Genomic DNA, 24,618 nt, shown 5'->3' with positions numbered 1-24,618 from the left:
CGAGCCTATCGGCGCCGCCCGAGCGGTCAGCCGAGCGGGCTGCGCGGCAGGAGCGAGTCGGCGATGATCTTCTGCTGGATCTGGCTGGTGCCCTCGAAGATGGTGGTCAGCCGGGCGTCGCGCCAGTACCGCTCGACCTGCCGTTCGGTGGTGTAGCCGTTGCCCCCGTGCAGCTGCATCGCGTCACTCGTCACGTCCACCGCCATTTCGGTGGCCATCAGCTTCACCATCGCCGACTCGCGCTCGCACGGCTCGCCGCGGTCGAGCAGGTCGGCGACCCGCTGGTAGAACGCCCGGGACTGCTCGACCCTGGCCGCCATCGACGCGAGCATGAACCGCAGCGCCTGGAAGTCGCCGATCGGGTGACCGAACTGCTCGCGCTCCTGCAGGTACAGCACGCAGTCCTCGACCGCGGCGCGGGCGAGCCCGACCGCGCGGGCCGCCGTGTGCACGCGGGCGATGTTGAGCCACTTCTGCGCGTCCCGGAACGCGGCCGTCCCACCGCCCGAATCCCGGTCCGTCACCTTGTTCGCCGCCGGCACCCGCACGCCGTCGAAGGTGAGGTCCCAGGTCAGGAAGCCGTGATAGCCGATCTTGTCGATGATCGTGCCGGTGAGGCCCTCCGGGAACGCGTCGCGCTCCTTCTCGACGATGATCGTCGCCAGCCCGGCCGCGCGCTTCTCCCCCGGTCCGGGGTCGTCGGTGCGGCACAGCAGCTGGATGAAGTCGGCCGCCTTGGCGTTGCCGATCCAGCGTTTCGATCCGGTGATCACGTAGTCGTCACCGTCGAGTTCGGCCCGGGTGCTGACCCCGGCGAGGTCGGATCCGGCGTCGGGCTCGGAGAAGCCGGCCGCACCGATCCACTCACCGCGGGCGCTGCGGTGCATCAGCTCGCGCCGCTTCGCGCCGTCGTCGAACTCGGTGCCGAGGCCCTGGGCCCGCGCGATGATGCTGGCGACGCTCATCCAGGCGCGCGCGAGCTCCTCGGCGATCATCGTCTACTCGAACACGCCGCAGCCGAGCCCGCCGAACTCTTCGGGCACCATGATCCCGAAGTAGCCCTTGGCCCCCATCGCCTCGATCAGGTGACGCGGCATCTGCCGCTTCTGCGGGTCGTACTCGTCGGCGATCGGCTTGACCTCGTCGGTCGCGAACCGCCGGGCCTGCGCCTGCAACTCGACCCGCCGGTCGGTGCGGTACGGCGCCGTCACCTCGGGCACCGGGGCCGCGACCGGTTCGGCCGATGCGTCGGTGGGCTCGGCCTGATCGCTCGCCATGCGTCTCCTTCTCGTTGCGGTCGTGCCTGGCCTACCCAGGAAACGAGGGTGATGTGCGCCCGCCGACCTGTAGCCGGTGACCCGCATGGGGAAGGCTGCTCGTATGTCCAAGACCGTGCTCGTCACCGGGGCCTCCGGGTTCGTCGGCTCCCACCTCGCCACCGCCCTGGTGGACGAGGGCCATGACGTCCGCGCGATGACGCGCAAACCCGACGCCTACACCGGCGCCGGGCATCCCGTCGCCGGCGACGTCAACGACGCCGACTCCCTCGGACCGGCGCTGCAGGGCGTCGACGTCGCGTACTACCTCGTCCACGGCCTGGCGTCCAAGGACTTCGAGAAGATCGACGCCGCGGCCGCGCGCAACTTCGCCGCCGCGGCCGCCGCGGCCGGCGTCGAGCGGATCGTCTACCTCGGCGGCCTGGGCGTGGACGACGGCAACCTGTCAGCGCACCTGCGCTCGCGGCGCCAGGTCGAGCAACTGCTCGGTGCCGCCGGCGTGCCGGTCACCGTGCTGCGGGCCGCGGTGGTCGTCGGCCACGGCGGCATCTCGTGGGAGATCACCCGCCAGCTCGTCGAGCACCTGCCCCTGATGATCACCCCGAAGTGGGTGAAGACCCGCACCCAGCCGATCGCGCTGCCCGACGTGATCCGCTACCTCGTCGGGGTCCTCGACCACCCGGACGCGAAGGGTCGGGTCTTCGAGATCGGCGGCCCCGAGGTGCTGCGCTACATCGACATGCTCACCCGCGCGGCCTCCGAGGAGGGCAAGCGCATGCCGAACCTCAGTGTCCCCCTGCTGACCCCGCGACTCTCGTCCGGCTGGCTCGCGCTGGTCACGGACGTCGACTTCGCCACCGCCCGCAACCTGGTCGACTCGATGACGAACGAGGTCGTCGTGCGCGATCACTCGATCCAGGACATCGTCCCCGGCGAGACGATCGGCTACGACGAGGCGGTCCGGCTGGCCCTGGAGGCGCGGCGGCAGGCGGAGCGCACCCCGTGAAGGTGTGGCAGTCGCGCGTCCGGCGCATCGTCGGGCCGGCGCTGCTCGAGCAGGTCCCCCGCGACCACCGGCAGTCCGACCGCGAGTTCCGCCGACGGCGCGTCGTGGTGGCTATCGCCCTCGTCGCCGGGTCGATCCTGCTCGGCCTGTCCCTGGCGACCAAGCCGGGCGACACCGCGTTCTACCCGCTGACGATCGCGGTCGCGATCGTCTGGCTGATCGGCGGCTTCGCATCCGGCCCGCTGCACCTCGGCTACCTCCCCTTCCGGGCCCGGCTGAGGCGTCCGGTCGTCACGCCCATCGCGATCGGGCTCGTCGCCGCCGCGGTGTTCGTCGCGGGTGCGCTGGTCATCCGACAGATCGAACCGCTGCGGGCCTTCGTGCAGCACGTGCTCGACCACGCCAACCAGGGCAACCTCGCCCTGATCTTCTTCGTCACGGTGCTGAACGGCGCGGCCGAGGAGGTCTTCTTCCGCGGCGCCTTGTTCGCCGCCGTCGGCCGCAAGCACCCGATCCCGATCTCGACCGCGATCTACGCCCTCGTCACCGTGGCCACCGGCAATCCCATGCTGGTCTTCGCCGCGCTCGTGATGGGCGCGCTGTTCGGTCTGCAGCGACGCGCGTCGGGCGGCATCCTCGCCTCGATGCTCACGCACCTGACGTGGTCGACGATCATGCTTTTCGCGCTGCCGCCGCTGATCGGGACCTGATCACTCGTCCGTCGTCTCGAAGCTGACCGTGATCTGCTGGAAGCCCTTGGCCCGCTGCGCCTTCGCCTGCTGGGCGTAGCTCGCCTCGTCGGCCGGTGTGAGCTCGACGTCGTCGGTAAACGGCGTGAGCAGCGCTCGCGGGAACAGCCCGAGCGCCCGCACCGAGTTGTACTCCGCGGCGAGCACCACAACGAACGACTCGAGGTAGATCCAGGCGATGAGGCCGAGCACGATCGCGAACACCCCGTTGATCGCGGTGGCATGGCGCACGACGTGCCCGACGTAGATCGCCCCCACGTACTGCAGCAGTTGCCAGATGACCGCGGCGATCACCGCGCCCGGCGCCGACTCGCGCCACGTCACAGGCCGCACGGTGGCGACCCGGAACGCGACGGTGAACACCGCCGCGTTGACCGCGAGAGTGGCGAGCCCGAGCAGGATCTTCGCGCCGATGCCGAAGCCGTCGACGACGCTGCCGAGCGCGGCGAGCGCGGTCGATCCGACGACCGCCAGCCCGACGACGCTGAGCAGCAGCAGGCCGCGACCGCGGCTGGCCAGCGGGTTCGGGCGGTTGTTGCGCGGCACCCGCCAGATCGTGTTCATCGCGTTCTGCGCCGCCTGGGTCACGCCGAGCCCGCCGTACAGCGTGCCGAGGATGCCGACGACGAGTCCGATCCCGCTGGCCGTCATGCCCGACGGGTCGGCCAGCTGGCTGCCGACGATCGGGAACTGGCCGAGCGCCGAGTCGAGCAGCTCGCGCTGGAGCGCCGGATGCCCCTCGAGGACGAAGCTCAGGATCGTCGAGGACAGCAGCAGCAGGGGAAAGATCGACAGGAAGCCGTAGTAGGTGATGAGCGCGGCCAGGTAGCTGCCCTGGTCGTCGACGAACTTGTAGACGACCGCGATCGGCATCCCGGCTCGCGGGTGCCCTCGCTGGAAGCGGTCGAGCCGCTCGATGACCGACATGCCCCACCCGCTCGACGACAGTGACCCTGCGTTACCCGAGCAGTGTGGCGCGCCAAACGGAACTCGCGGAGGCCACCTCGTCGGCGACCGGAAAACTAACGAGGAATTGACAGGACGAAAGTCCCTCAAGATACTGGTCGGACCGACACACGCGCGGCCGAAGGGGTTCGGGTCGCGGTCACGTGGATCGGGGCAGTCCATCCGGCGGGGACGATCAGGAAGAGACTCCTCGCGATGCGCCTCCCCGCCCGCCTGATCGCCACCGCAGTCTGCGCCGCGTCACTCGCACTCGGCGTCACCGAACCCGCGCTCGCCACCACGGCGCCCGCCTCGACCGCGGTCGCCCCCGCCACGGTCCGCCCCCCGGCCTTCGCGCTCGGCGCCTACGCCGACGGCTTCTCCGGCGCCGGCTCGCAGCTGGCCCAGTTCGAGACCCAGCTGGGCAACCCCGTCACCGTCGCGTCGAGCTTCCGCGGCTGGGGCGACCTCTTCCCCGACGCGACGCAGCAGGTCGACAGCGCGTCCGGCCACACCCTGCTGGTGGCGTGGGACCTCGGCGCCACCGCCGACACGCGCTTCCGCACCTTCACCGGGCACGCCCACGACGACTACCTGGCCCAGGAGGCCGCGACCGCCGCCGCCTACGGCAAGCCGCTCTACATCCGTCCCTGGGCCGAGATGAACGGCGACTGGTCGGCCTTCCAGCCGACCCCGGCCGGCGACCGCCCGGCCGGCGGCACCTACGCCGAGTTCGTCGCGGCCTGGCGCTACGTCGTCACCTTCTTCCGCACCCACGGCGCGACCAACGTGCGCTGGGTGTTCAACCCGACCACCGACACCTACGCCGGGACGACGCCGGTGACCTCGATCTGGCCCGGTGCGGGCTACGTCGACGTCCTCGGGCTGGACGGCTACAACTGGGGCACCGGCGGCGTGTTCACCTGGCGCGGCTTCGGCAACATCTACGCCACGCAGTACGCCCGGCTGACCGCCCTCGCGCCGACGCTGCCGGTCTGGGTCTGCGAGACCGGCAGCAAGGAGCCGACCGAGGCCGACGGGGCCCCGATCGACCCGGCGCACTCCAAGGCCGCGTGGTACCGGGACATGGTCGGCTGGTTGGCCGGCACGCACGTGCGGGCCGTCGTCATGTTCGACGTCCGCAAGGAGCGGGACTGGCGCATCGCCTCCGACCCGGCCGCGCTGACGTACCTGTCGAGCGTGGCCGCCACGGCACCGCGCACGCTGCCCAGCAGCGTCGCGTCCACGGCGACCGTCACGGTGAAGGTCGTCTCGACGGCGACCGTGACCTCGCGGATCGCCGTGCGCGCCCGGGTCGGCTACGCCGGCCACTACGCGACGCGGTGGGGCCAGGCGAGTGCCAGCGTCTTCCGCCGCGCGTCGGCGACGGTGACCTCGCAGGCGAGCACGACCGCTGCCGCCACGACGCTCGCCCGCACCCGGGCCCTGGCCCTCGCCCACGCCTCGGCCCGCACGGCCGCCGCGAAGGCGGCGCGAGCGCTGGCCCTGGCGGTGGCTCGCCACCGCGCTCAGGTGAATGCGGCGGCGGCGGCCCGGCGGGCGGCGCGTACCCCGGTGCGTTCGTTCGGCTAGGCCCGCTGCCGGTCGGTCAGGTGCGTCAGGCCTCGTGACGCGGGATCAGGCGCAGCAGCGCCGAGCCGGCGCCGATGAGCGCGAAGGCGGCGAGCAGGATCCAGAGCAGGTTCGATCCGGTGGCGGCGAGGCCGGCTCCACCGAGTGCGATTCCGGCAGTTCCCCCAGTGGTGTACATAGCTGCTACCAGTTCCTTTCCTTGTGGGTGACGGTGTCCCAGAACGCTTTGATCTGGGCGGCTTGGAGAAAGAAGTCGAAGGCCATCTCGACGATCAGCGGCGCGGCGAAGAGCATCTGCAGCCGTCCGCGGGCGCGGACGCTGACGACGCGCTCGGCCATGTAGATCAGCGTCACGCTCATCCACACCGGGTGCAGGTGGATGGTGCCGGCGAGCAGCAGCGACCAGATCAGGCTGACGAGGTAGGCCCCGGTGACCAGCACGCCGAGGTGGGTGAACACCTGCCGGCCCCAGTACCGGGCGGTGACGCGGGTGAACCCGTAGTCGACCAGGTTCTCGAGCGCGCCGCGCTTCCAGCGAACCCGCTGCTTCCACAGGTCGCGCCAGGTGGTCATGATCTCGGTCTCGAGGACGCAGTCCTTCGGGCTCAGGATCGCGTAGCCGAGGTGCAGCAGCGCGAGGGTCAGCTCGTTGTCCTCGGTCAGCACGTGCGTGTCGTAGACGGCCGGGACGCCGCCGGGCAGCGCACCCGACCGGCGCGCCGCGACGACCGCCCGCAGCACACGCACCTGGAAGATCGCGGCGGTGCCGGTCAGCACCAGCACCTTGCCCTTGAGTCGGTTGACGTCGCGGGCGTAGCGGGCGTACTCGTTGCGCTGCAGCATGCCGACGAAGCCACCACCGGGTCCGCCGCGGAACGTGCCACCGACGCCACCGATCGTCTTGCCGTCCTTCTCAGTGCCCAGGCGGGCGAGGGCGCCGGCGACGAAGCCGGGGTCGAGGGCCGAGTCGGCATCCATGACCAGGACGGCGTCGTCGTCGCGCAGCAGCGGCAGCAGCACCTCGAGGGTCTGGTTGAGGGCGCCGGCCTTCTTGTCGGTGTTGCCGACCGAGGCCCGCACGAGCGTGTCGCCGCGCGCGGTGACGACGGCCGCGGTGTCGTCGGTGCAGTTGTCGGGGATCGCCACGACGAGGTCGGGGCGGCGCGTCTGGCCCACGAGGGAGTCGAGCGCGATCCCGATGGACGCCTGCTCGTTGTGCGCCGGGACGAGGGCGACGACCCGCGCCGGCCGCGCGCCGATCCGGCCGGACCGACGCCGCGAGCGGGCCGCGCCGAGACCGGCGATCGCCGCGACGAGCGCGTCGTCGCCGGTGCGGGCGGCACAGGCCGGCGCGCGACGGGCCGTGCCGCTGGCGAGCGTGGTGGTCACGTTGTCGTCCTCCTGATGGCGGGGGCGGCACCGACCGGCTCGATCGAGTACCCCTTCAGAACTAACAACGACTTTACTTGCGAGGAAGATACTTGAATGACGTGACAACCTTGCCGGAGGCCTCCGGAACGGCTCTCGCGGCAGTGCGACACGGCCTTAGGTCCCGGACCGATCGCCGTTATGACCCGCCGAAGGTCCCAACAATCCGGCATTCCGGACACATTGCCTGCTGATGGCGTGTCCCGTGACCCTGGCCACACCACCCGGACATCGGTCCGGGGCGGGCGAGGGCCGGACGGTGGATCAGAAGGTCTTGTGCAGGACGAGCGGGTAGACCGGGCCCGCGCCGGCCTCGCGCAGCAGGGCCGCGGCGACCGTGAGCGTGAAGCCGCTGCGCGCTGTGTCGTCGAGCAGCAGGACCGGCCCGGGCGGGACTGGACCCGTCACCGACAGCCGGCCCAGCGCCCGGTTGGCCGACTCGAGATTCGTCCCGGCGTCGCGCTGGAACCCGGGGCCGTCGGCGGCCAGCGGCGACGCGACCTCCATCCGGCCGAGCGCGGCGAGCCGCTCGGCGGCGTCGGCGAGCAACCGGGGCCGCCCGCGCGACGGTACCGAGGTGACCCAGGTCGGCCGCCCGGCCGGCCAACCCCACCGCGAGAGCGTGGCCACCAGACCCCCGAACAGTTCTTCGGACACCGGCTCGTCCGCGGCGAAGGCGGCCGTGATCTCGGACAGCCAGGCGGGATCCTCGGCCACGGCGAGCGCTCGGCCCGGTTCGGCCCGCGCCGACTCGGCGATCTTGCCCCGGCGCGCCGCCCCGGACGGCCACATCTTGCGGGGCTCGAGGACGGTGGTCTGCGAACGCAGGTGGGTGACCGCCGCCCGGACCGTCTCGGTCGACGGCTGCGCGCCGGGCGCGGGCAGGTGCCCGGTGCAGACCGCGCAGCGGCCGCACTCGGCCCCGGAGGTGTCGTCGAGCTCGTGGCGCAGTTGCTGCATCAGACACGTCTCGGCCCGCTCGTAGGCCAGCATCGCCTTCTGCTCGCGCCGGCGGGCGGCCGCGATCGCGGCGTAACGCTCACCGTCGTAGATCCACTCGCGGCCGGTCGCCCGCCAGCCGCCGTCGACCCGCTCGACCGCGCCCTCGACGTCGAGCACCTTGAGCAGCGTCTCGAGCCGGCCGCGCCGCAGCCCGGAGTCGGCCTCGATGCGGGGCAGGGTGAGTGGCCCGTCGGCCAGCACGTCGAGCACCCGGCGCACCCGCTCCTCGGCCGGAAACGCCGTCGAGTCGAAATAGGCCCAGATCTTCTCGTCGGCCGCGGTCGGCAGCAGCACGGCCTGCGCGGTGTCCAGCGCGCGGCCGGCGCGCCCGACCTGCTGGTAGTAGGAGATCGGCGACGGTGGCGCGCCGAGATTCACCACGAACCCGAGCGTCGGGTGGTCGAGCCCCATCCCGAGGCTGGAGGTCGCGACGACCGCGCGCAGGTCGTGGTCGAGCAGGCGGCGCTCGATGGCGGCGCGTTCGTCGGGCGGGGTGGCCGACGAGTAGGCGGCGACCCGGTGCCCCTGGTCGGCCAGGAACGTCGCGAGCTGCTCGGTGCCGGCGACCGTGAGCGTGTAGATCAGTCCCGAGCCGGGGAGATCCGGGCCGGTCAGCGCATCGGCGATCCAGGCGTAGGCCGTGGCGACGTGGGGCGGGACGATGACCGACAGCGCGAGGCTCTCGCGGTCGAGCGACCCGCGCAGGGTGAGCGTGTCGGTGCCGAGTTGCGCCGCGACGTCGGCGGTGACCCGGTCGTTCGCGGTCGCGGTGGTGGCGAGCACCGGGGTGCCCGCGGGGAGGCCGGCCAGCACGTCCTTGATCCGGCGGTAGTCGGCCCGGAAATCCGAGCCCCAGTCGGAGACGCAGTGCGCCTCGTCGACCACGAGCAGGCCGATCCGGGCGGCGAGGTGGGGCAGCACCCGGCTGCGGAAGCCGAATGAGTTCAACCGCTCGGGCGAGATGAGCAGGACGTCGACGGCGTCGGCGGCGATCTCGGCCTCGATGGACGGCCAGTCGTCGATGTTCGCGCTGTTCAGCGTGACCGCCCGCAGCCCGGAGCGTTCGGCCGCCGCGACCTGATCGCGCATGAGGGCGAGCAGCGGCGAGATGACGAGGGCCGGGCCGAAGCCCTGTGCGCGACGCAGCCCGGCGGCGATCCAGTACACCGCGGACTTGCCCCACCCGGTGCGCTGGATGACGACGACCTTGCGTTGCTCGGCGACCAGGGCCTCGATGGCGCTCCACTGGTCGTCGCGGAGCACCGCCTGCGGACCGGCGAGTCGGTTGAGGTGCTCCTGGGCGCTTGCGCGAAGCTCGGTCATGGGTCCCATCGTGCCGTCGACGTCCGACATGTCCGTGGGCGGATGTGGACAACGTCTGATGCACACGCACCCGGACGGGTGATGCACCGACACGCTGTGAACGGGACGTGCGCGGCTGGTAGGCGCCCTCCGGAGTAGGGCATGCTGGAGTCACTCACGGCGGGCGCTACACGAAGCACGGTCGGCCACTGTTCCGCTGGAGGCGGTATGACCCTTACCCTCGCTGCACGCAAAGGCAGTGACTTCTCGGTTCTGAGCCGGCAGATCCGTGACGCGAAGCTCCTCGATCGCCGCCGAATCAGCTACACGTTCCGGATCGGGTTCACCCTGCTCGCCTTCGTCGGCGGCTGGGTCGCCTTCGCCCTGGTCGGCAACTCCTGGTACCAGACGATCGTCGCCGCGACGCTGGGCCTCCTCTTCACCCAGGTCGCCTTCCTCGGTCACGACGGCGGCCACCAGCAGATCTGGCGTTCCAAGCGGGCCAACGACTGGCTCGGCATCATCGCGGGCGACCTCATGACCGGGCTCAGCTACGGGTGGTGGGTCGACAAGCACAACCGGCACCACGCCAAGCCGAACTTCGAGGGCCACGACCCCGACATCGGCGAGGGCGTCCTCGCGTTCACCACCGAGCAGGCCGCCAACCGTCGCGGACCGGTCTCGCGGTTCATCACCCGCAACCAGGCCCTGCTCTTCTTCCCGCTGCTCACCCTCGAGGGTCTCAACCTGCACGTGGCGAGCATCCAGTCGCTGCGCGACGGCCGCACGCACAAGCGCCGCGGTGTCGAGATCGCGCTGTTCACCGTGCACGTGCTCGCCTATCTCGGCGCGGTGCTGCTCGTCCTCGACCCGGTCAAGGCGCTCGTCTTCGTGACGATCCACCAGGCCGTCTTCGGCGTCTACATGGGGTGCTCGTTCGCGCCGAACCACAAGGGCATGCCCACCATCCCGCCGGGCGTGCAGATCGACTTCCTGCGCCGGCAGGTGCTCACGTCGCGCAACGTCCGGGGTGGCTGGTTCACCGATTTCCTGCTCGGCGGGCTGAACTACCAGGTCGAGCACCACCTCTTCCCGAACATGCCGCGGCCGAGCCTGCGCCGCGCCCAGGCCCTCGTCCGGGCGTTCTGCGCCGAGCACGAGATCCGCTACACCGAGACGACCCTGTTCGGCTCGTACGCCGCGGCCCTGCGGCACCTGCACGACCTCGGCGCCCCGCTGCGCGCACAAGCGGCTCAGATCGGCGCTTCTCGGGCCTAGCGGCGAGGGGCCGTCAGGCTGTTATGCTTGCCCCGGTCTTTCGCACCATTCCTTCACGTTGCAAGCGCGCGGGATTGTGCAACGCGCATCGTGTCTTCCCCGGGTTGGCATTTTGAGCAAGACCGGGACTCTCGTAAGTTGCGAGGTCTCCCGAACATCCCGAAAGGCAATACGCATGACGCAGGGCACCGTGAAGTGGTTCAACAGCGAAAAGGGCTTCGGCTTCATCGCCCCCGACGACGGTGGGGCGGACGTGTTCGTCCACTTCTCCGGCGTGATCGGCGACGGCTACAAGAGCCTCGACGACAACCAGCGCGTCGAGTTCGACGTCACCCAGGGCCAGAAGGGCCCGCAGGCGCAGAACGTTCGCGCCATCTGAACCACCTCGTAGCAGCTCACCCCAGGTGAGCGACTGACGAGACGAGACGCCCCGCACCCCCGAGGTGCGGGGCGTCTCGCTGTCTCGGACCGGCCGAGGCCCCGCGTCGCCGCCCGGAGGGCTCGAGCACATGGGTTTCGCCCTGGCGGCTGCGTGCGGGCGCGTCATGCGGGCGATGGGACAGCGACCCCTGGCCGGCTGCTCGGGCGAACTCAGGGAGCAACCAGGGATTCGCCCGATGGCCGACGCCCTTCGGCGACAGCAAGATCGATCATCGTCCGCCCGGGCTGCTGGGCACCTTCGCCGAAGGACAACTCGATGAGTACACCGATGAACGAGCGCCGGAGGCGCTGGTCCGTTTCCCGCTCTCGGCGGCTGCCCTGGTGGCCGCTCATCGCCGTCACCACGGCCGACTACCTCTGGCAGATCCCCTACGCCGTGCACCAGTACGGACGTCAGTGGGACTCGCTGGCCGGCCTGTCGACACCCCTGATCATCACCGGCCTGTGGTTCACCGTCGCGGTCCTGGCAACCGTCGGCGGCCGTCGGGGCGGCCGGCCGGCCCTGGCGGCGTTCCTTGTCACCGAGGCCACGTTCTATCTCGTGCACAACATCAGCGGCGCGTTCGCCGCCGACCTGCCGCTGGGCAACCCGGTCGTTCTGATCGCCTCCGTACTCGGATACCTCAGCACGGTGACGGCCGCGATCTACCTCTTCGAGATGGCCCTCATCCGGCGCTCCACCGCGACAGCAGGGACGCTCAGAGTTCCTCCTGCAGATGGGCCTCCTCGCGGGCCAGCGCGACGGTCGAGACAGCCATGACCAGCGTGGCCACGATGAGCACGGTGAGCCCGGACCCGCTGACCTGAAGTCGTTCGTGCAGCAGGCCGATCCCGAGGACCGCCGCGGTCACCGGTTCGAGCACGGTCATGATCGGCAGCGACGTGTGCAGATCGCCGGCCTGGAACGCCAGCTGCTGGAGGTAAGATGCCGACCAACCCGACCGTGACGAGCCCGTAGGTCTCGCGGTCGGTCAGTACCGCGACGAGTCCGCTGCCGAACGACTCGACGACGGCCTTGGTCAGTACCGCCAGGGCGCCCCCGAACAGACCGACGGTCACGGCGAGCAGGCCGGCCCGGACGGGCCCGGAGCGCCGGTTCGCGATCACCAGACACGCGGCCGAGACGGGCACGATCACCGCGGTGGCCAGCAGCCAGCCCGACAGCGATCCGTGGCTCGCCCCGCGGTTCGGATTCGCCAGCGCCAGGAACACGGCGAGCGATACCGCCAGCGAAGATCCGGAAACGGCTGCCGTCCACCGCAGCCGGTGATGCGCGAGGTAGGCGCCGAGCGGCAGCGCGAACAGCAGCGACGTCACCAGGATCGGCTGGACCACGACCACCGGGCCGAGCCCGAGCGCGGTCGCCTGCAGGACGTAGCCGACGGCCGTGCCGCCCGTGGCTGCGAGCCAGCGCGGGCTGGTGAGCAGGCGCCGGACGAAGGCCCCTCCGCGAGCGTCCGCGTCGGCGGTCTCGGACGCGGCGCGCTGCTGACCGACGGTGGCGCCCGCGAACGCGAACGCGGAGGCCACCGCGACCGCGGCCGCGAGCACGTCCTGGGACATGCGACCAAGCATCGCCCACCTCAGGTCTGTGGATAACCCCGATTCGAGGTGCGGGAGGCACAAGACTTCCGATCATGACGACGAGCCGCGACTTCCGCCCCACGACGATCCGTTCCGAGGCCGACCTCTTCCTGATGTGGCAGACCCTCATGGGCTCGGCCGGCTTCGGCCACCGCAGCGTGTGGGTCATGTTCCTCGACCGGCTCTCCCGCACGCTGCCGGTTCTCATGCCGGTCGACGACATCCCGCGCAGGCCCGATGCGCGGTTCATCCACGGGCTGGCCACGGTGATCAGCGGCGTCGTCACCGACGGCGAGGCCGCCGCCGCCGCGATGCTGATCTCACGTCCGGGCGAGGCAGCGATGACCCCCGACGACCGCGCCTGGGCCGGCGCCCTGCGCGATGCGGTCGGTGAACTCAGCCCGTGGCCGGTGCACCTCGCCACTCCGGACCGCCTGCAGGTGTTCGCGCCCGACGATCTGATCGCGATCGCTTGACTCCTGTGGGCGGGTCGGGGGGCCGCCCAGAGGTCCTACGTCGCGAGGGCGGCGTAACGGCCGTCGAGTTCGGTGAGCACGTCGTGCGGGCCCGACTCGACGACGCGGCCCTGGTCGATCACCGCGATCTCGTCGGCGTCGCGGACCGTCGACAAGCGGTGCGCGATGGTGATGGTGGTGCGGCCGGCGGCGAGCTCGTCGAAGGCCTGCTGCACGGCGCGTTCGGTCTCGGTGTCGAGAGCGCTGGTGGCTTCGTCGAGCACGAGCACCCGGGGGTTGCGCAGCAGCGTGCGCGCGATGGCGATGCGCTGCTTCTCCCCGCCCGAGAAACGGTGGCCGCGCGACCCGACCGTGGTGTCGTACCCCTCGGGCAGCGACGCGATGAGGTCGTGGATCCGGGCGGCGCGAGCGGCGTCCTCGATCTCGGCGTCGGTCGCGTCCGGCTTGGCGTGGCGCAGGTTCTCGCGCACGGTCGTGTGCATCAGGTAGGTCTCCTGGCTGACCACGCCGACGATCTTGGCGAGATCGGCCAGCCGCAGCTCGCGCAGGTCGATGCCGTCGATGGTCACGCGGCCGCCGCTCGGGTCGTAGAGCCGGGCGACGAGCGAGGCGAGCGTGCTCTTGCCCGAACCCGTCTCACCGACGAGGGCCAGCGTCGAGCCGGCGGGCACGTCGAGGTTGACCCCGGCGACGGCCGCGGTCTCGCTACCGGGGTAGGCGAAGGTGACGTCCTCGAACCGGACGTGCCCAACGACGCGGGCGGTGTCGATCTCGACCGGCGCCTCGGGGTCGTCGACGTCGACCGGGAGGTCGAGGTACTCGAAGATGCGGGCGAACAGGGCCAGCGAGCTGGTGAGCGACACGCCCACGTTGAGCAGTCCCATGAGCGGACGGAACAGTCCGTTCTGCAGGGCGGTGAAGGCGACGAGCGTGCCGATGGTCATCGCCTCCGACGTCGCGGGCAGCCCTGCGCTGAGATAGATGACGGCCGGGATCGCCGCGAAGATGACGCTCATCGAGGCCATTCGCCAGCGACCGGCCAGGTCGGAGCGCAGCTCGAGGTCGATGAGCCTGGCCGACGACGCGGTGAACCGCTCCACGAGTGACGGGCCGCTGCCCATCGTCTTGCTCAGCAGCACGCCGCCGATCGAGAGACCCTCTTCGATCGTCACGTTCAGGTCGGCCAGCTCGCGCTGCCGCTGCGCGGTGATGGCGCGGCGCATCGACGCGACCTTGCGAGTCAGGTAGATCGCCGGCGGCATGACGACCAGCGAGATCAGGGAGAGCTGCCACGACAGCGCGACCATCGCGACGGCGGTGGCGACGGCGGTCGTCAGGTTCGAGGCGATCGAGGTGGCGGTCGAGGTGACGACCGCCTGCATGCCGCCGATGTCGTTGGTGATGCGCGACTGCACCTCGCCCGTGCGGGTACGTGTGAAGAACGCGACCGACTGGCGCTGCAGGTGCGCGAACACGTCGGTGCGCAGCCGGTGCATGACCTGCTGGCCGACCTTCGTGCTGATCCAGGTCTGCACGACGCCGAGCGCGGCCGTCACCGCGGCGACCGCGACCATGCCGGTGGTCAGCCAGACGAGCAGCGCGACGTTCCGCGTCGGCAGCGCGGTGTCGATCACCGCGCGGAGCAGGAACGGTGCGGCCATGGCGACGATCGACGACGCGATGATGATCGCGGTGACGACGGCAAGCGGCCGGCGGTAGGGGGTGAAGAGCCGGCCGATCCGGCGCAGGGAGACCTCGCGGGCCTGGGCCTTCTCGGCGGCGGTGGACTTCGTCGGGCCGCTCGGACGTCGGCCCCTCGGGGTGGGGGTGGCTGCCAAGGTGGTACCTCGCTTCGCTCCGGGAGGCGCCTCAACTTACTGAGGTAACCTCATAATGAGGCTACAACGGGATTGATTGATACGCTATTCCCGTGGCCGAGCGGGTGGACGAATCGCTGCCGGAGCTGTTCTGGTCCGTGGCCCGGCAGATGCGCCGCACGAACCGCGAGAGCCTGGCCCCGTGGGACATCTCGCCGTCGCACGCGCGCGCGCTCGCGGTGCTGCGCCGGCACGGGGCCCTGCGGCTGTCCGAGCTCTCGCACCACCTGCACATCGCGCCGCGCTCGGGCACCGAGGTCATCGACACCCTCGAGGAACGCGGCCTCGTCGAGCGGCGTCCCGACCCGGACGACCGGCGGGCCACCATCGTCGAGCTCACCGATCGCGGCACCGAGGTCACGACCGCGATCTGGTCGGCCCGCACCGCGGAGTCCGACGCGGTGTTCAGCCGGCTGAGCGCCACCGACCGGGCGCACCTCGCCCGCATCCTGCGCAAGCTGGGCGCCGACTGATGGACACTCCTCCGGGCTCCAGCCACGACTGGTCGCGGTCGGTCGATCGCGCCCATCTCCGCTCCGTGCGGCGCGCCCCGTCCGTCTACGCGCCCGAAGGCCTGCGGCACTTGGCCCTCGAGGTGATCGCGTACGCCGCCGACGAGGCCGAGCCCGGTCATTCCGGCGGCTGCGTCGTCACGCTGCACCCCGACGGCTCGATCGAGGTCGCCGACGACGGCCGCGGCACGGACACCCGGGCCGACGATGCCGGTCGGTTCGTCAAGAAGCCGGTGATGTCGACGAAGGACCTCCGCTTCTTCGACGCCCCGGGAGCCGAGAGGCTGCCGGACGGTCATCCCCGGCGCGGCATGTCGGTCGTGGCCGCGCTCAGTGACTGGCTCGAGCACACCAACCGCCGGCGCAACGGCTCGTGGACGCAGCGTTACGAGCGCGGCGTGCCGGTGACCGATCTCGTCGCAATACCCGACGACGGTACGCACGGCACCACCGTGCGGTTCCGGGCCGACGGCACGCTCGACGCCGGCCGGCTGGCCGCGGACGTCGCCGGCTGGCCGCACCTGCGCGCGACGATCGACGACCGGCGCGGGTGATCTCAGGATCCGAGCCGGAACGGAACGGGACACCCGTCGGACGGCAGCGCGGTCGCCGCGGCGTGGACGGTGAGGGCGAGCGCGGACCCGGCGGCCTGCACCGCCTCCCCGGGGTTCACGGCGGCACGGTCTCCGGTCAGGTCGACCACCCGGTCCGTGCCGGGCTCGGCCCAGGAAGGCGCATCGTGGACGCCGAAGGTGTACTCGCGCACCGGCTTCGGGCTCGGCGGATCGGTCACCGACACGACCACCAGCAGCCGGACGGCCGCCCCACGCACGTCCGACGATGCGTTGTGCAGCGTCACTCGCGGATGGACGACACCGGCGGCCCGGACCAGTAGGTAGCTCGCCGACACCGACCGTACGGCGGCACAGCTGATCGGCGTCGGTAGACCGGGCTTCGAACCGCCGCCGAAGCGCAGGACGATCGCCGCCGCGGCGAGCGCGACCCCGCCGACCAGCGACACCGCGAGATTGCCGACCCGCGACGAGGTGCGGCTGCGGCGGCGTCCGGGCGGGTGCCACATGTCCTCGAACCTGCGGTGTTCGCCCATCGACGCCCCGCCGGTCGCGTCGGTGCGCACCGCCGAACGGTCGTAGGCGAAGCGTCGACCCGGGTCCGCGAGCGTGTCGTAGGCCGCGGTGATCCGATCGAACTCGGCCGGGCTGCCGCCGGCGTCCGGGTGCGCGACCTTGGCCAGCCGCCGGTAGGCGTCGCGGATCTCCGCGGCGGTCGCCGTCGGAGCCAGGCCGAGCACCCGGTAGGGGTTCATTCCCCGATCCTCGCCCCGAGGCGCGACGACGGGTCAGAGCGGGGTGACGTACGCCCCGCTGATACCGCCGTCGACCAGGAACGAGGACGCGGTGATGAACGACGAATCGTCGCTCGCCAGGAACGTGACCGCCGCGGCGATCTCCTCCGCCTCGGCGAAGCGTCCCATCGGGATGTGCACCATGCGCCGGGCCGCCCGCTCGGGATCCTTGGCGAAGAGCTCCTGCAACAGCGGCGTGTTCACCGGCCCGGGGCAGAGCGCGTTGACCCGGATGCCCTCGCGGGCGAACTGCACCCCGAGCTCGCGGCTCATCGCCAGCACGCCGCCCTTGCTCGCGGTGTAGGAGATCTGCGAGGTCGCCGAGCCCATCACCGCGACGAACGAGGCGGTGTTGATGATCGAGCCGCCCCCGCCGGCCTGCATGTGCTCGATCGCGTACTTGCAGCACAGGTACACCGAGGTCAGATTGACCTCCTGCACCCGCTTCCACGCGTCCATCCCGGTGCTCAGGATCGAGTCGTCGTCGGGCGGCGAGATGCCGGCGTTGTTGAAGGCGATGTCGAGGCGGCCGTACTCGTCGACCGCGGCCTGGAACAGGTCCCGCACCTGTTCCTCGCTCGTCACGTCGACCCGGATGTAGGTGCCGTCGACCTCGGCCGCCACCTTGTCACCGGCCTCGGCGTCGACGTCGGCGCACACGACCTTCGCGCCCTCGGCGGCGAAGCGCTGCGCGGTCGCGCGGCCGATGCCGCTGCCCGCACCCGTGATCACCGCAACCTTGCCGGCCAGACGATCACTCATGACTCACTGCTCCTTCGTCGAGATGAACACGTTCTTGGTCTCGGTGAACGCGAACGGCGCGTCCGGGCCGAGTTCGCGACCGAGGCCGGAGGACTTGAAGCCGCCGAACGGGGTCCAGTAGCGGACCGACGAGTGCGAGTTGACCGACAGGTTGCCGGCGTCGACGCCCCGGCTGACCCGCAACGCGCGCCCCACATCGCGGGTCCAGATGGAACCGGAGAGGCCGAACTCGCTGTCGTTCGCGATGCGGATCGCGTCGGCCTCGTCGTCGAACGGCACGACGGCGACGACCGGACCGAAGATCTCTTCGTGCAGTGCGCGATCGCGCGGGTCGGTCGGGGCGAGCACCGTCGGCGCGAACCAGAACCCGGGGCCGTCGGGCGCGCTTCCGCGGAAGGCGACCGGTGCGTCGTCGGTGACGTAGGAGGCCACGCGCTCGCGCTGCTCGGCGCTGATCAGCGGGCCCATGTCGGACCGCTCGTCGTTCGGGTCGGTGACTACGACGTTGCGCACCGCCGTCTCGAGCAGACCCATGAACCGGTCGTAAGCGCTGCGCTCGACGAGGATGCGGGAGCGGGCGCAGCAGTCCTGCCCGGCGTTGTCGAACACGGCACCCGGCGCCGATGCCGCCGCCGCCTCGAGGTCGGAGTCGGCGAAGACGATGTTGGCGCTCTTGCCGCCGAGTTCGAGTGTGACGGGTTTGATCCGGACGGAGCAGCCGGCCATCACCTGACGTCCGACCTCGGTGGAGCCGGTGAAGACGATCTTGGCGACGTCGCGGTGCTCGACGAAGCGCTGGCCCACGACGCTGCCCTTGCCGGGCAGCACCTGGAAGACGTGCTCGGGCAGCCCGGCCTCGAGCGCCAGCTCCGCGAGCCGGATCGCGGTGAGCGGCGTCAGCTCGGCCGGCTTCAGCACCACCGTGTTGCCTGCGGCGAGCGCGGGCGCGAAGGCCCAGGACGCGATCGGCATCGGGAAGTTCCAGGGCACGATCGCGCCGACGACGCCGAGCGGCTCGTGGAAGGTGACGTCGAGTCCGTCGGCCACCGGGATCTGCTGGCCGATCAGGCGCTCGGGTGCGCCGGAGTAGTAGGCGATGACGTCGCGCACGTTGCCCGCCTCCCACCGCGCGTTGCCGATCGTGTGCCCCGAATTGCGCACCTCGAGCTGGGCCAGGTTCTCCCGATCGCCGTCGACGGCCTCGGCGAAGCGGCGCATCAGCCGCGCGCGGTCGCCGGGGGCGACGTGACGCCAGGTGGCGAAGGCCGCACGCGAGCGGGCGATCGCCTCGTCGGTCGCGGCCACGTCGAGCAGGTCGACGGTGGCCACCACTTCCTCGGTCGCCGGGTTGACGACCTCATGCACTGCAGTCATGGACGGGCTCCGCGAGCGAATGACGAATCGGCATGGCCTTCGGCGGCCGGAGCGAAGCGGAGGACGGTCATGTCACATCCGCTCGAAGTTGCGCACGCGTTCCCAGTCGGTGACCGCGGCGTCGAAGGCCGCGAGTTCGACCCGCGCGGTGTTGGCGTAGTGATCGACCACGGCGTCGCCGAACGCCTCGCGCGCGATCGTGCTCGCGCTCCAGAGCCCGGCCGCCTCGCGCAGCGTGGTCGGCACGTGCTCGGCCTCGACGGCGTAGGCGTTGCCGGCGAGCGGGTCCTCGAGCTCGAGGTCGTTGTCGATGCCGTACAGCCCACTCGCGATCATCGCGGCGACGGCGAGGTAGGGATTGACATCCCCGCCCGGCAGCCGGTTCTCGAAGCGCAGGCTCGACCCGTGCCCGACGACCCGGATCGCGCAGGTGCGGTTGTCGATCCCCCACTTCACCGCGGTCGGGGCGAACGTCGCCGGCTGGTACCGCTTGTAGGAGTTGACGTTGGGCGCGAAGAAACAGCTCAGCTCGCGCAGCCCGGCCAGCTGGCCGGCCACGAACTTGTCGAACACCGGTGACGTGCCGTGCGGTCCGTCCCCGGCGAAGACCGGGTCGCCGTCGGCGGTGCGCAGCGAGAGGTGGATGTGGCACGAGTTGCCCTCGCGGGCGTCGTACTTGGCCATGAAGGTCAGCGACGAGCCGTGCTGGGCCGCGATCTCCTTGGCGCCGGTCTTGTAGACGACGTGGTTGTCGCAGGTGGTGAGGGCGTCGTCGTACTTGAACGCGATCTCGTGCTGGCCGAAGTTGCACTCGCCCTTGACCGACTCGACCTGCATGCCGGCACTGCGCATGCCGAGCCGGATGGCGCGCAGCAGCGGCTCGACCCGGCTGGTGCCGACTATCGAGTAGTCGACGTTGTACTGGTTGGACGGAGTCAGGTCGGCGTAGTGCCGGGAGAACGCCTGCTCGTAGGTGTCGTCGAAGAGGATGAATTCGAGCTCGGTGCCGACGAACGCGGTCCAGCCCCGCTCGGCGAGCCGGTCGAGCTGGCGCCGCAGGATCTGGCGGGGAGATTCCGCGACCGGCCGGCGGTCGAGCCAGAGCACGTCGGCCAGCACGAGCGCGGTGCCCGGCTGCCACGCGAGCCGGCGCAGCGTGTGCATGTCCGGATCGAGCACGAAGTCGCCGTAGCCGGTCTCCCACGACGAGATGGCGTACCCGTCGACGGTGTTCATCTCGACGTCGACCGCGAGCAGGTAGTTGCACCCTTCGGTGCCATGACCGAGCACGTCGTGCAGGAAGTGGCGGGCATCGATGCGCTTGCCCTGCAGCCGTCCCTGCATGTCGGTCATCGCCACGATGACGGTGTCGACCGTGTCGTGTTCGACGTCGATACGGAGTTGTTCCAGGCTCATCGGCGCGGGCGCCATACGTGCCCCTCCCTTTGAAGGTTTGCCGAACATACCTTCCCGGGCGGCTCTCGGGAAGGCCCGCCGCTCAGCTCAGGAAGCCCCGCAGCAGGGCGGCCGTGCCGTCGACGTGGTCCTCCATCTCGGTGCGGGCCCGGTCGGCCTGGCCCGACAGGATGGCGTCGACGATGTTGGCGTGCTGAACGTCGGAGTGCGCGATGTTGGCCGGGATCACCGGGATCGCCCGCAGCAGCTCGTCGAGGCGCATCTGTACGTCTGCGACCACGGCCGTGACCGAGGCGCTGCCGCCGAGCGCGGCGATGGCGAGGTGCAGCCGCGAGTCGGCGAGCCGCCGTCCGGCGGGCTGGCAGTCGGTGGCGGCGTCGAGGTAGCGGGTGAGGCCGGCCCGGTCGGTCGCCGTCAGCGTGCGGGTCGCGGCCAGCGCCGCCGCCCCGGGCTCGACGACGCGGCGCAGGTCGAGGGCGTCGTCGAGCGCGTGCCCGAGCGACGGCCGGATCTGGTCGGTGCGGCGTGGCCGCTGCGGGCGGGGCGAGACGACGAACGTGCCACCGCCGCGGCCGCGGCGCGACTCGACGAGGCCGGCATCGCGCAGCGCCTTGATCGCCTCGCGCAGCGTCACGCGGCTGACCCCGAACTTCTCGGCGAGCTCGCGCTCGGGTGGCAGCTGCTCGCCGTCGGTCAGCACGCCGAGCCGGATGCTCTGCGCCAGCCGCTCGACCGTCACCTCGAAGGCGTTGCGCACCGGCACCGGTGAGAACACCGTCCTGGCCCACAGCGCCTCGACGTTGTTGGCGGCCATCACGGGGCCCCTGCCGCCGGGGCAGCAGCTCGTCGGTGCCGGTCGCACGCGGCGAGGAACCCGGCGAACAACCGGGCGCCGTCGTAGGCCTCGGGATGCCACTGCACGCCGACGACCCACGGCGCCGCCACGAGTTCCACCGCCTCGACGGTGCCGTCCTCGGCCCACCCGGTGGCCACCAGCCCGTCACCGAGGCGTCCGACGGCCTGGTGGTGGTAGGTCGCCACATCGGTGCGGGGACCGAGCAACCGGCCGACGGTCCGGTGCGGGTCGAGGTCGACGACGTGCCGCCCGTGCTGCCCCACCGTCGGGCAGTGCACGTCGGTACCGACCGTGTCCGGTAGGTGCTGGATGAGGTCACCGCCTCGCGCCACGTTGAGAACCTGCATGCCCCGGCAGATGGCCAGCACCGGTACAGCGGCGTCGGTGGCGGCGGCGAGCACGGCCAGCTCCCAGGCGTCCCGGTCGGTGCGGGCCGGGCCGGTACGGGGCGAGCGCTCGGCGTCGTAGCGCTCGGGGGCGACGTCGGCCCCACCGGCGATGATCAATCCGTCACAGGCGGCGACGGCGGCCGCGGCCGCACCAGGGCGGTCGACGGCGGCCGGTGGCAGCAGGAGCGGGACGCCCCCTGCCACCACCACGCAGTCGGCGTAGGTGGACGGCAGCAGGTCGGCCGGCTCGTTCCAGACACCCCACGCGGCCGCCTCGCGATAGGTCGTGAGCCCGATGCGTACCGGCAGATCGTTACCCACACGCGAAATGGTACGGCCATCAGCCCTTCGCGGCGCGTTCATGCGAGTACCCGCGTCGACCCGGGATCGAAGAGCGGCTCCTTCGCGACCACGCCACCGACCCACGTGCCGAACAGGTCGATCTCGATCCGGGTTCCCGGCGCGGCCCGGTCGATCGGCAGGTACGCGTAGGCGATCGAGGCGTCGAGGGTGTAGCCCGGGCCGCCGGACGTCACCCGCCCGACCGTCGCCCCGTCGATGCGCACCGGCTCGCTGCCGAGCACCACCTGGTGCGGATCGTCCAGCACGAGGGCCCGCAGCCGGCGGGTCGGGCCGTCGCGCTTGACGGTCCGAAGCCCGTCCTGACCCTCGAAACCGCCGGCCTTGTCGAGTTTGACGCAGAACCCCAGCCCGGCCTCGTACGGATTCGTCTCGGCGGTGAGGTCGCTGCCCCACACCCGATAGCCCTTCTCCAGGCGGAGGGTCTCGATCGCCCGGTAGCCCCCGGCGACGAGCCCGACCGTCCGGCCCGCGTCCCAGAGGGTCTGCCACAGGGCCGCGCCGTACTCGGCGGACGGGTAGAGCTCCCACCCCAGCTCGCCGACGAACGTCACTCGCAGCGCCCGCACCGGGATCGATCCGACCGTGATCTCCTGCGAGGTCATGAACGGGAAGGCGCCGTTGCCGAGGTCGGCCGGCGTGAGCGGGGCGAGCAGGTCGCGTGTTCGCGGACCCCACAGGGCGAGGCAGGCCAGCTGCCCGGTGACGTCGGCGATGCGCACCCGGGCGTCGCGACGCCGGGCCTGCTTGCGCAGCCACGCCGTGTCGTGCGAGCCGAACGCGGTGCCGGTGACGATCAGGAAGGTGTCGTCGCCGGTCCGGGTGACCGTGAAGTCGGCCTCGATGCCGCCACGCCGGTTGAGCGCCTGCGTGTAGGTCACGTCGCCGACGCCGCGAGCCACGGCGTTGTCACACACCGCGTCGAGGAAGGTCGCGGCGTCGGGCCCGCTCACCTCCAGTTTGGCGAAGGACGACTCGTCGAAGAGCGCCGCGGCCTCGCGGGTCGCCCGGTGTTCGACCACGATCGCCGACGACCAGTGCCGCCCGGCCCAGCCCGGCGGCCGGAGGTGCTCGAGGGTCGGATCGGCGTTGCTCTCGTACCAGTCGACCCGCTCCCACCCCGCCTTCTCACCGAACACCGCCCCGTGCTGCGCGTGCCAGGGGTAGGCCGGAGACAGCCGGAGCCGGCGTCCGGACGCGCGTTGCTGCCCCGGGTACGGGATGTCGTAGTAGGTCGAATACGTCTCGACGGTGCGGGCCAGCGTGTGGTGCGGCGAGCGGTACTGACGGCCGAAGCGGTTGATGTCCATGTGCCAGACGTCGAAGCTCGGCTCGCCGGCGACGATCCACTCGGCCATCACCCGACCGATGCCCCCGGCGCCGGCGATGCCGTGGGCGCAGAACCCGGCCGCGACGAAGAACCCGGCGACCTCGGTCTCGCCCAGGCAGAACTCGTTGTCTGGGGTGAACGCCTCGGGGCCGTTGATCATCGTGCGGACGCCGACCGTGCCCATGATCGGCACGCGGCGCGCGGCGTTGTGGCCGATCTCCTCCATCCGCGACCAGTCGTCGGGCAGCAACCGGCCGTTGAAGTCGGGCGGGATGGCGTCGCGGCCGTCGGGCCCGAGCGCGAACGGCGCGGGCGTGCGCTCGTAACCGCCCATCACCAGGCCGTCGACCTCCTGCCGGAAGTAGACGAGCAGGTCCGGATCACGCAGAGACGGGAGCGGAGCGGCGTCACGCGGCAGGAATGCCTCGGTGACGACGTACTGGTGCGACATCGGCACGATGGGCACGCAGACGCCGACCATGCGCGCGATCTCGGCGGCGAACATCCCGCCGCAGTCGACGGCGATCTCGCACTCGATGTCACCGCGGTCGGTGCGGACCCGGTGCACCCGGCCGGCCCGGGTGTCGATGCCGATCACGCGGGTCCGCTCCACGATGCGCACCCCGCGAGCGCGCGCCAGGTTGGCGAGCGCGTAGCAGAGCTGGGACGGATCCAGGCTCCCGTCCGAGGCCAGGTGGGCCGCGCCCACCACGCCGTCCAGGTCGAGCAGCGGGAAGAGGTCCTGGGCCTCGGTCGGCGAGATCTCGTGCAGCGGGAGGTCGTAGGTGCGGGCCCAACTGATCTGGCGCCGGATCTCCTCCATCCGCTCCGCGCTGGACGCGAGCTTGATGCTCCCGCTCTCGTTCCAGCCGATCGGGTGGCCCTCGCGCTCGAGCCGGCGGTAGAGCTCGACCGAGTACATGTTCATGCGCGTCAGCGTCGGATCGGCCCGCAGCTGGCCGACCAGGCCGGCCGAGTGGAACGTCGAACCGCTGGTGAGCTCGGCCCGTTCGAGCAGCACGACCTCGGTCTCGCCGAGCTCGGCCAGGTGGTGCGCCACGCTCGCCCCACCGACTCCCCCACCGATCACCACGATGCGGGTCGAGTCGGGCACGGTGCGAGGGGCCGCCATGGTTCGTCATGATGCTGGCCCGGCGGGAGCGCCACAAGCGCCACGCAGGGGTCAAAGGTCTGGGGTCTAGACCGTTGCGCCTCGGCGGGCCTATCCTCCCGACACTGCACAGCGAGCGCCCGAGCACGGCGCTCGACGCCACCGATCTGCGATCGGGAGGAGA

General features: G+C 71.3%; 22 protein-coding genes and 2 pseudogenes. 9 read left to right on the top strand and 15 right to left on the bottom strand.

The genetic code is table 11. The features are described from left to right. Positions 1-26: 26 nt before the first annotated feature. Positions 27-1,277 (bottom strand): annotated as a pseudogene (locus VGN18_RS10185) (acyl-CoA dehydrogenase family protein). Between the two features lie 103 nt (positions 1,278-1,380). Between VGN18_RS10185 and VGN18_RS10175 the strand changes: the two are divergent. Together VGN18_RS10175 and VGN18_RS10170 are read left to right on the top strand one after the other, a co-directional pair. Then, on the top strand, positions 1,381-2,283 hold the full coding sequence (locus VGN18_RS10175; RefSeq protein ID WP_327539568.1) for an NAD(P)H-binding protein: 903 nt from the start codon (positions 1,381-1,383) through the stop codon (positions 2,281-2,283). Beyond that, on the top strand, positions 2,280-2,993 hold the full coding sequence (locus VGN18_RS10170) for a type II CAAX endopeptidase family protein (RefSeq protein WP_327539567.1): 714 nt from the start codon (positions 2,280-2,282) through the stop codon (positions 2,991-2,993). Before VGN18_RS10175 ends, VGN18_RS10170 begins: the two co-directional genes overlap by 4 nt. Here VGN18_RS10170 and VGN18_RS10165 read toward each other — a convergent pair whose 3' ends face one another. Continuing rightward, positions 2,994-3,959, bottom strand: a complete 966-nt coding sequence (locus VGN18_RS10165) for a YihY/virulence factor BrkB family protein (RefSeq protein ID WP_327539566.1) — start codon at positions 3,957-3,959, stop codon at positions 2,994-2,996. It abuts the gene before it with no gap. A gap of 234 nt (positions 3,960-4,193) precedes the next feature. On the opposite strand from VGN18_RS10165, the gene VGN18_RS10160 reads away from it, so the two are divergent. Then, positions 4,194-5,570 carry a glycoside hydrolase family 26 protein gene (locus tag VGN18_RS10160; RefSeq protein ID WP_327539565.1) on the top strand — a complete coding sequence of 459 codons (1,377 nt, stop codon included), beginning with the start codon at positions 4,194-4,196 and terminating at the stop codon, positions 5,568-5,570. Positions 5,571-5,595: 25 nt separating this feature from the next. Here VGN18_RS10160 and VGN18_RS10155 read toward each other — a convergent pair whose 3' ends face one another. The 3 genes from VGN18_RS10155 to VGN18_RS10145 all read right to left on the bottom strand — a co-directional run bounded on the left by VGN18_RS10155 (position 5,596) and on the right by VGN18_RS10145 (position 9,323). After that, a complete protein-coding gene (locus tag VGN18_RS10155; RefSeq protein ID WP_327539564.1) occupies positions 5,596-5,748 on the bottom strand; it encodes a hypothetical protein in 153 nt (50 codons plus the stop codon). A gap of 5 nt (positions 5,749-5,753) precedes the next feature. Further along, positions 5,754-6,959 carry a glycosyltransferase family 2 protein gene (locus VGN18_RS10150; protein WP_327539563.1) on the bottom strand — a complete coding sequence of 402 codons (1,206 nt, stop codon included), beginning with the start codon at positions 6,957-6,959 and terminating at the stop codon, positions 5,754-5,756. Between the two features lie 303 nt (positions 6,960-7,262). Continuing rightward, positions 7,263-9,323 (bottom strand): RecQ family ATP-dependent DNA helicase, encoded by a 2,061-nt coding sequence (locus VGN18_RS10145; RefSeq protein WP_327539562.1) that lies wholly within the window; start codon positions 9,321-9,323, stop codon positions 7,263-7,265. Between the two features lie 207 nt (positions 9,324-9,530). Between VGN18_RS10145 and VGN18_RS10140 the strand changes: the two genes are divergently transcribed. The 3 genes from VGN18_RS10140 (at position 9,531) to VGN18_RS10130 (ending at position 11,781) form a co-directional block, all read left to right on the top strand. Next, on the top strand, positions 9,531-10,580 hold the full coding sequence (locus VGN18_RS10140; protein WP_327539561.1) for an acyl-CoA desaturase: 1,050 nt from the start codon (positions 9,531-9,533) through the stop codon (positions 10,578-10,580). Between the two features lie 175 nt (positions 10,581-10,755). Further along, entirely contained in the window at positions 10,756-10,959 is a 204-nt protein-coding gene (locus VGN18_RS10135; protein ID WP_327539560.1) for a cold-shock protein, read from the top strand. Positions 10,960-11,289: 330 nt separating this feature from the next. Beyond that, on the top strand, positions 11,290-11,781 hold the full coding sequence (locus tag VGN18_RS10130) for a hypothetical protein (RefSeq protein ID WP_327539559.1): 492 nt from the start codon (positions 11,290-11,292) through the stop codon (positions 11,779-11,781). Here VGN18_RS10130 and VGN18_RS10125 read toward each other — a convergent pair. Both VGN18_RS10125 and VGN18_RS21200 read right to left on the bottom strand, forming a co-directional pair. Beyond that, the gene (locus tag VGN18_RS10125; protein ID WP_327539558.1) at positions 11,720-11,890 is read right to left on the bottom strand and encodes a hypothetical protein; all 171 of its coding nucleotides are present in this window, start codon (positions 11,888-11,890) and stop codon (positions 11,720-11,722) included. The two genes, VGN18_RS10130 and VGN18_RS10125, sit on opposite strands and share 62 nt — an antisense overlap. Positions 11,891-11,960: 70 nt before the next feature. Continuing rightward, positions 11,961-12,584: pseudogene (locus VGN18_RS21200) on the bottom strand (DMT family transporter); the annotation flags it as partial. A gap of 74 nt (positions 12,585-12,658) precedes the next feature. Between VGN18_RS21200 and VGN18_RS10120 the strand changes: the two are divergent. Continuing rightward, the gene (locus tag VGN18_RS10120) at positions 12,659-13,081 is read left to right on the top strand and encodes a hypothetical protein (protein WP_327539557.1); all 423 of its coding nucleotides are present in this window, start codon (positions 12,659-12,661) and stop codon (positions 13,079-13,081) included. 35 nt (positions 13,082-13,116) lie between these two features. On the opposite strand, the gene VGN18_RS10115 is transcribed toward VGN18_RS10120, so the two are convergent. Further along, a complete protein-coding gene (locus VGN18_RS10115) occupies positions 13,117-14,919 on the bottom strand; it encodes an ABC transporter ATP-binding protein (protein ID WP_327539556.1) in 1,803 nt (600 codons plus the stop codon). 92 nt (positions 14,920-15,011) lie between these two features. Between VGN18_RS10115 and VGN18_RS10110 the strand changes: the two genes are divergently transcribed. After that, positions 15,012-15,431: a MarR family winged helix-turn-helix transcriptional regulator gene (locus VGN18_RS10110; RefSeq protein WP_327539555.1), complete on the top strand. Its 420-nt coding sequence runs from the start codon at positions 15,012-15,014 to the stop codon at positions 15,429-15,431. Further along, positions 15,431-16,024: a hypothetical protein gene (locus VGN18_RS10105; RefSeq protein ID WP_327539554.1), complete on the top strand. Its 594-nt coding sequence runs from the start codon at positions 15,431-15,433 to the stop codon at positions 16,022-16,024. Before VGN18_RS10110 ends, VGN18_RS10105 begins: the two co-directional genes overlap by 1 nt. 2 nt (positions 16,025-16,026) lie before the next feature. Here VGN18_RS10105 and VGN18_RS10100 read toward each other — a convergent pair whose 3' ends face one another. From VGN18_RS10100 to VGN18_RS10070, 7 genes are all read right to left on the bottom strand, one after another. Next, the gene (locus VGN18_RS10100) at positions 16,027-16,797 is read right to left on the bottom strand and encodes a J domain-containing protein (protein WP_327539553.1); all 771 of its coding nucleotides are present in this window, start codon (positions 16,795-16,797) and stop codon (positions 16,027-16,029) included. 33 nt (positions 16,798-16,830) lie between these two features. Next, entirely contained in the window at positions 16,831-17,598 is a 768-nt protein-coding gene (locus VGN18_RS10095; RefSeq protein WP_327539552.1) for a 3-oxoacyl-ACP reductase, read from the bottom strand. Positions 17,599-17,601: 3 nt separating this feature from the next. After that, positions 17,602-18,972 carry an aldehyde dehydrogenase family protein gene (locus tag VGN18_RS10090; RefSeq protein WP_327539551.1) on the bottom strand — a complete coding sequence of 457 codons (1,371 nt, stop codon included), beginning with the start codon at positions 18,970-18,972 and terminating at the stop codon, positions 17,602-17,604. A 72-nt stretch (positions 18,973-19,044) separates the two neighbouring features. Further along, positions 19,045-20,403, bottom strand: a complete 1,359-nt coding sequence (locus VGN18_RS10085) for a glutamine synthetase family protein (protein WP_327539550.1) — start codon at positions 20,401-20,403, stop codon at positions 19,045-19,047. A 67-nt stretch (positions 20,404-20,470) separates the two neighbouring features. Further along, complete coding sequence (locus VGN18_RS10080; protein WP_327539549.1) at positions 20,471-21,202, bottom strand: FadR/GntR family transcriptional regulator; 732 nt, start codon at positions 21,200-21,202, stop codon at positions 20,471-20,473. After that, a complete protein-coding gene (locus tag VGN18_RS10075; protein ID WP_327539548.1) occupies positions 21,202-21,954 on the bottom strand; it encodes a gamma-glutamyl-gamma-aminobutyrate hydrolase family protein in 753 nt (250 codons plus the stop codon). The genes VGN18_RS10080 and VGN18_RS10075 overlap by 1 nt, the downstream gene beginning before the upstream one ends. Positions 21,955-21,992: 38 nt before the next feature. Continuing rightward, the gene (locus VGN18_RS10070; RefSeq protein ID WP_327539547.1) at positions 21,993-24,455 is read right to left on the bottom strand and encodes an FAD-dependent oxidoreductase; all 2,463 of its coding nucleotides are present in this window, start codon (positions 24,453-24,455) and stop codon (positions 21,993-21,995) included. Positions 24,456-24,618: the final 163 nt, after the last annotated feature.

The organism is Jatrophihabitans sp., from assembly GCF_036000465.1.
In the GTDB taxonomy this organism is placed as follows: domain Bacteria; phylum Actinomycetota; class Actinomycetes; order Mycobacteriales; family Jatrophihabitantaceae; genus Jatrophihabitans.
This window is presented reverse-complemented; position numbering and strand designations above follow the sequence as displayed.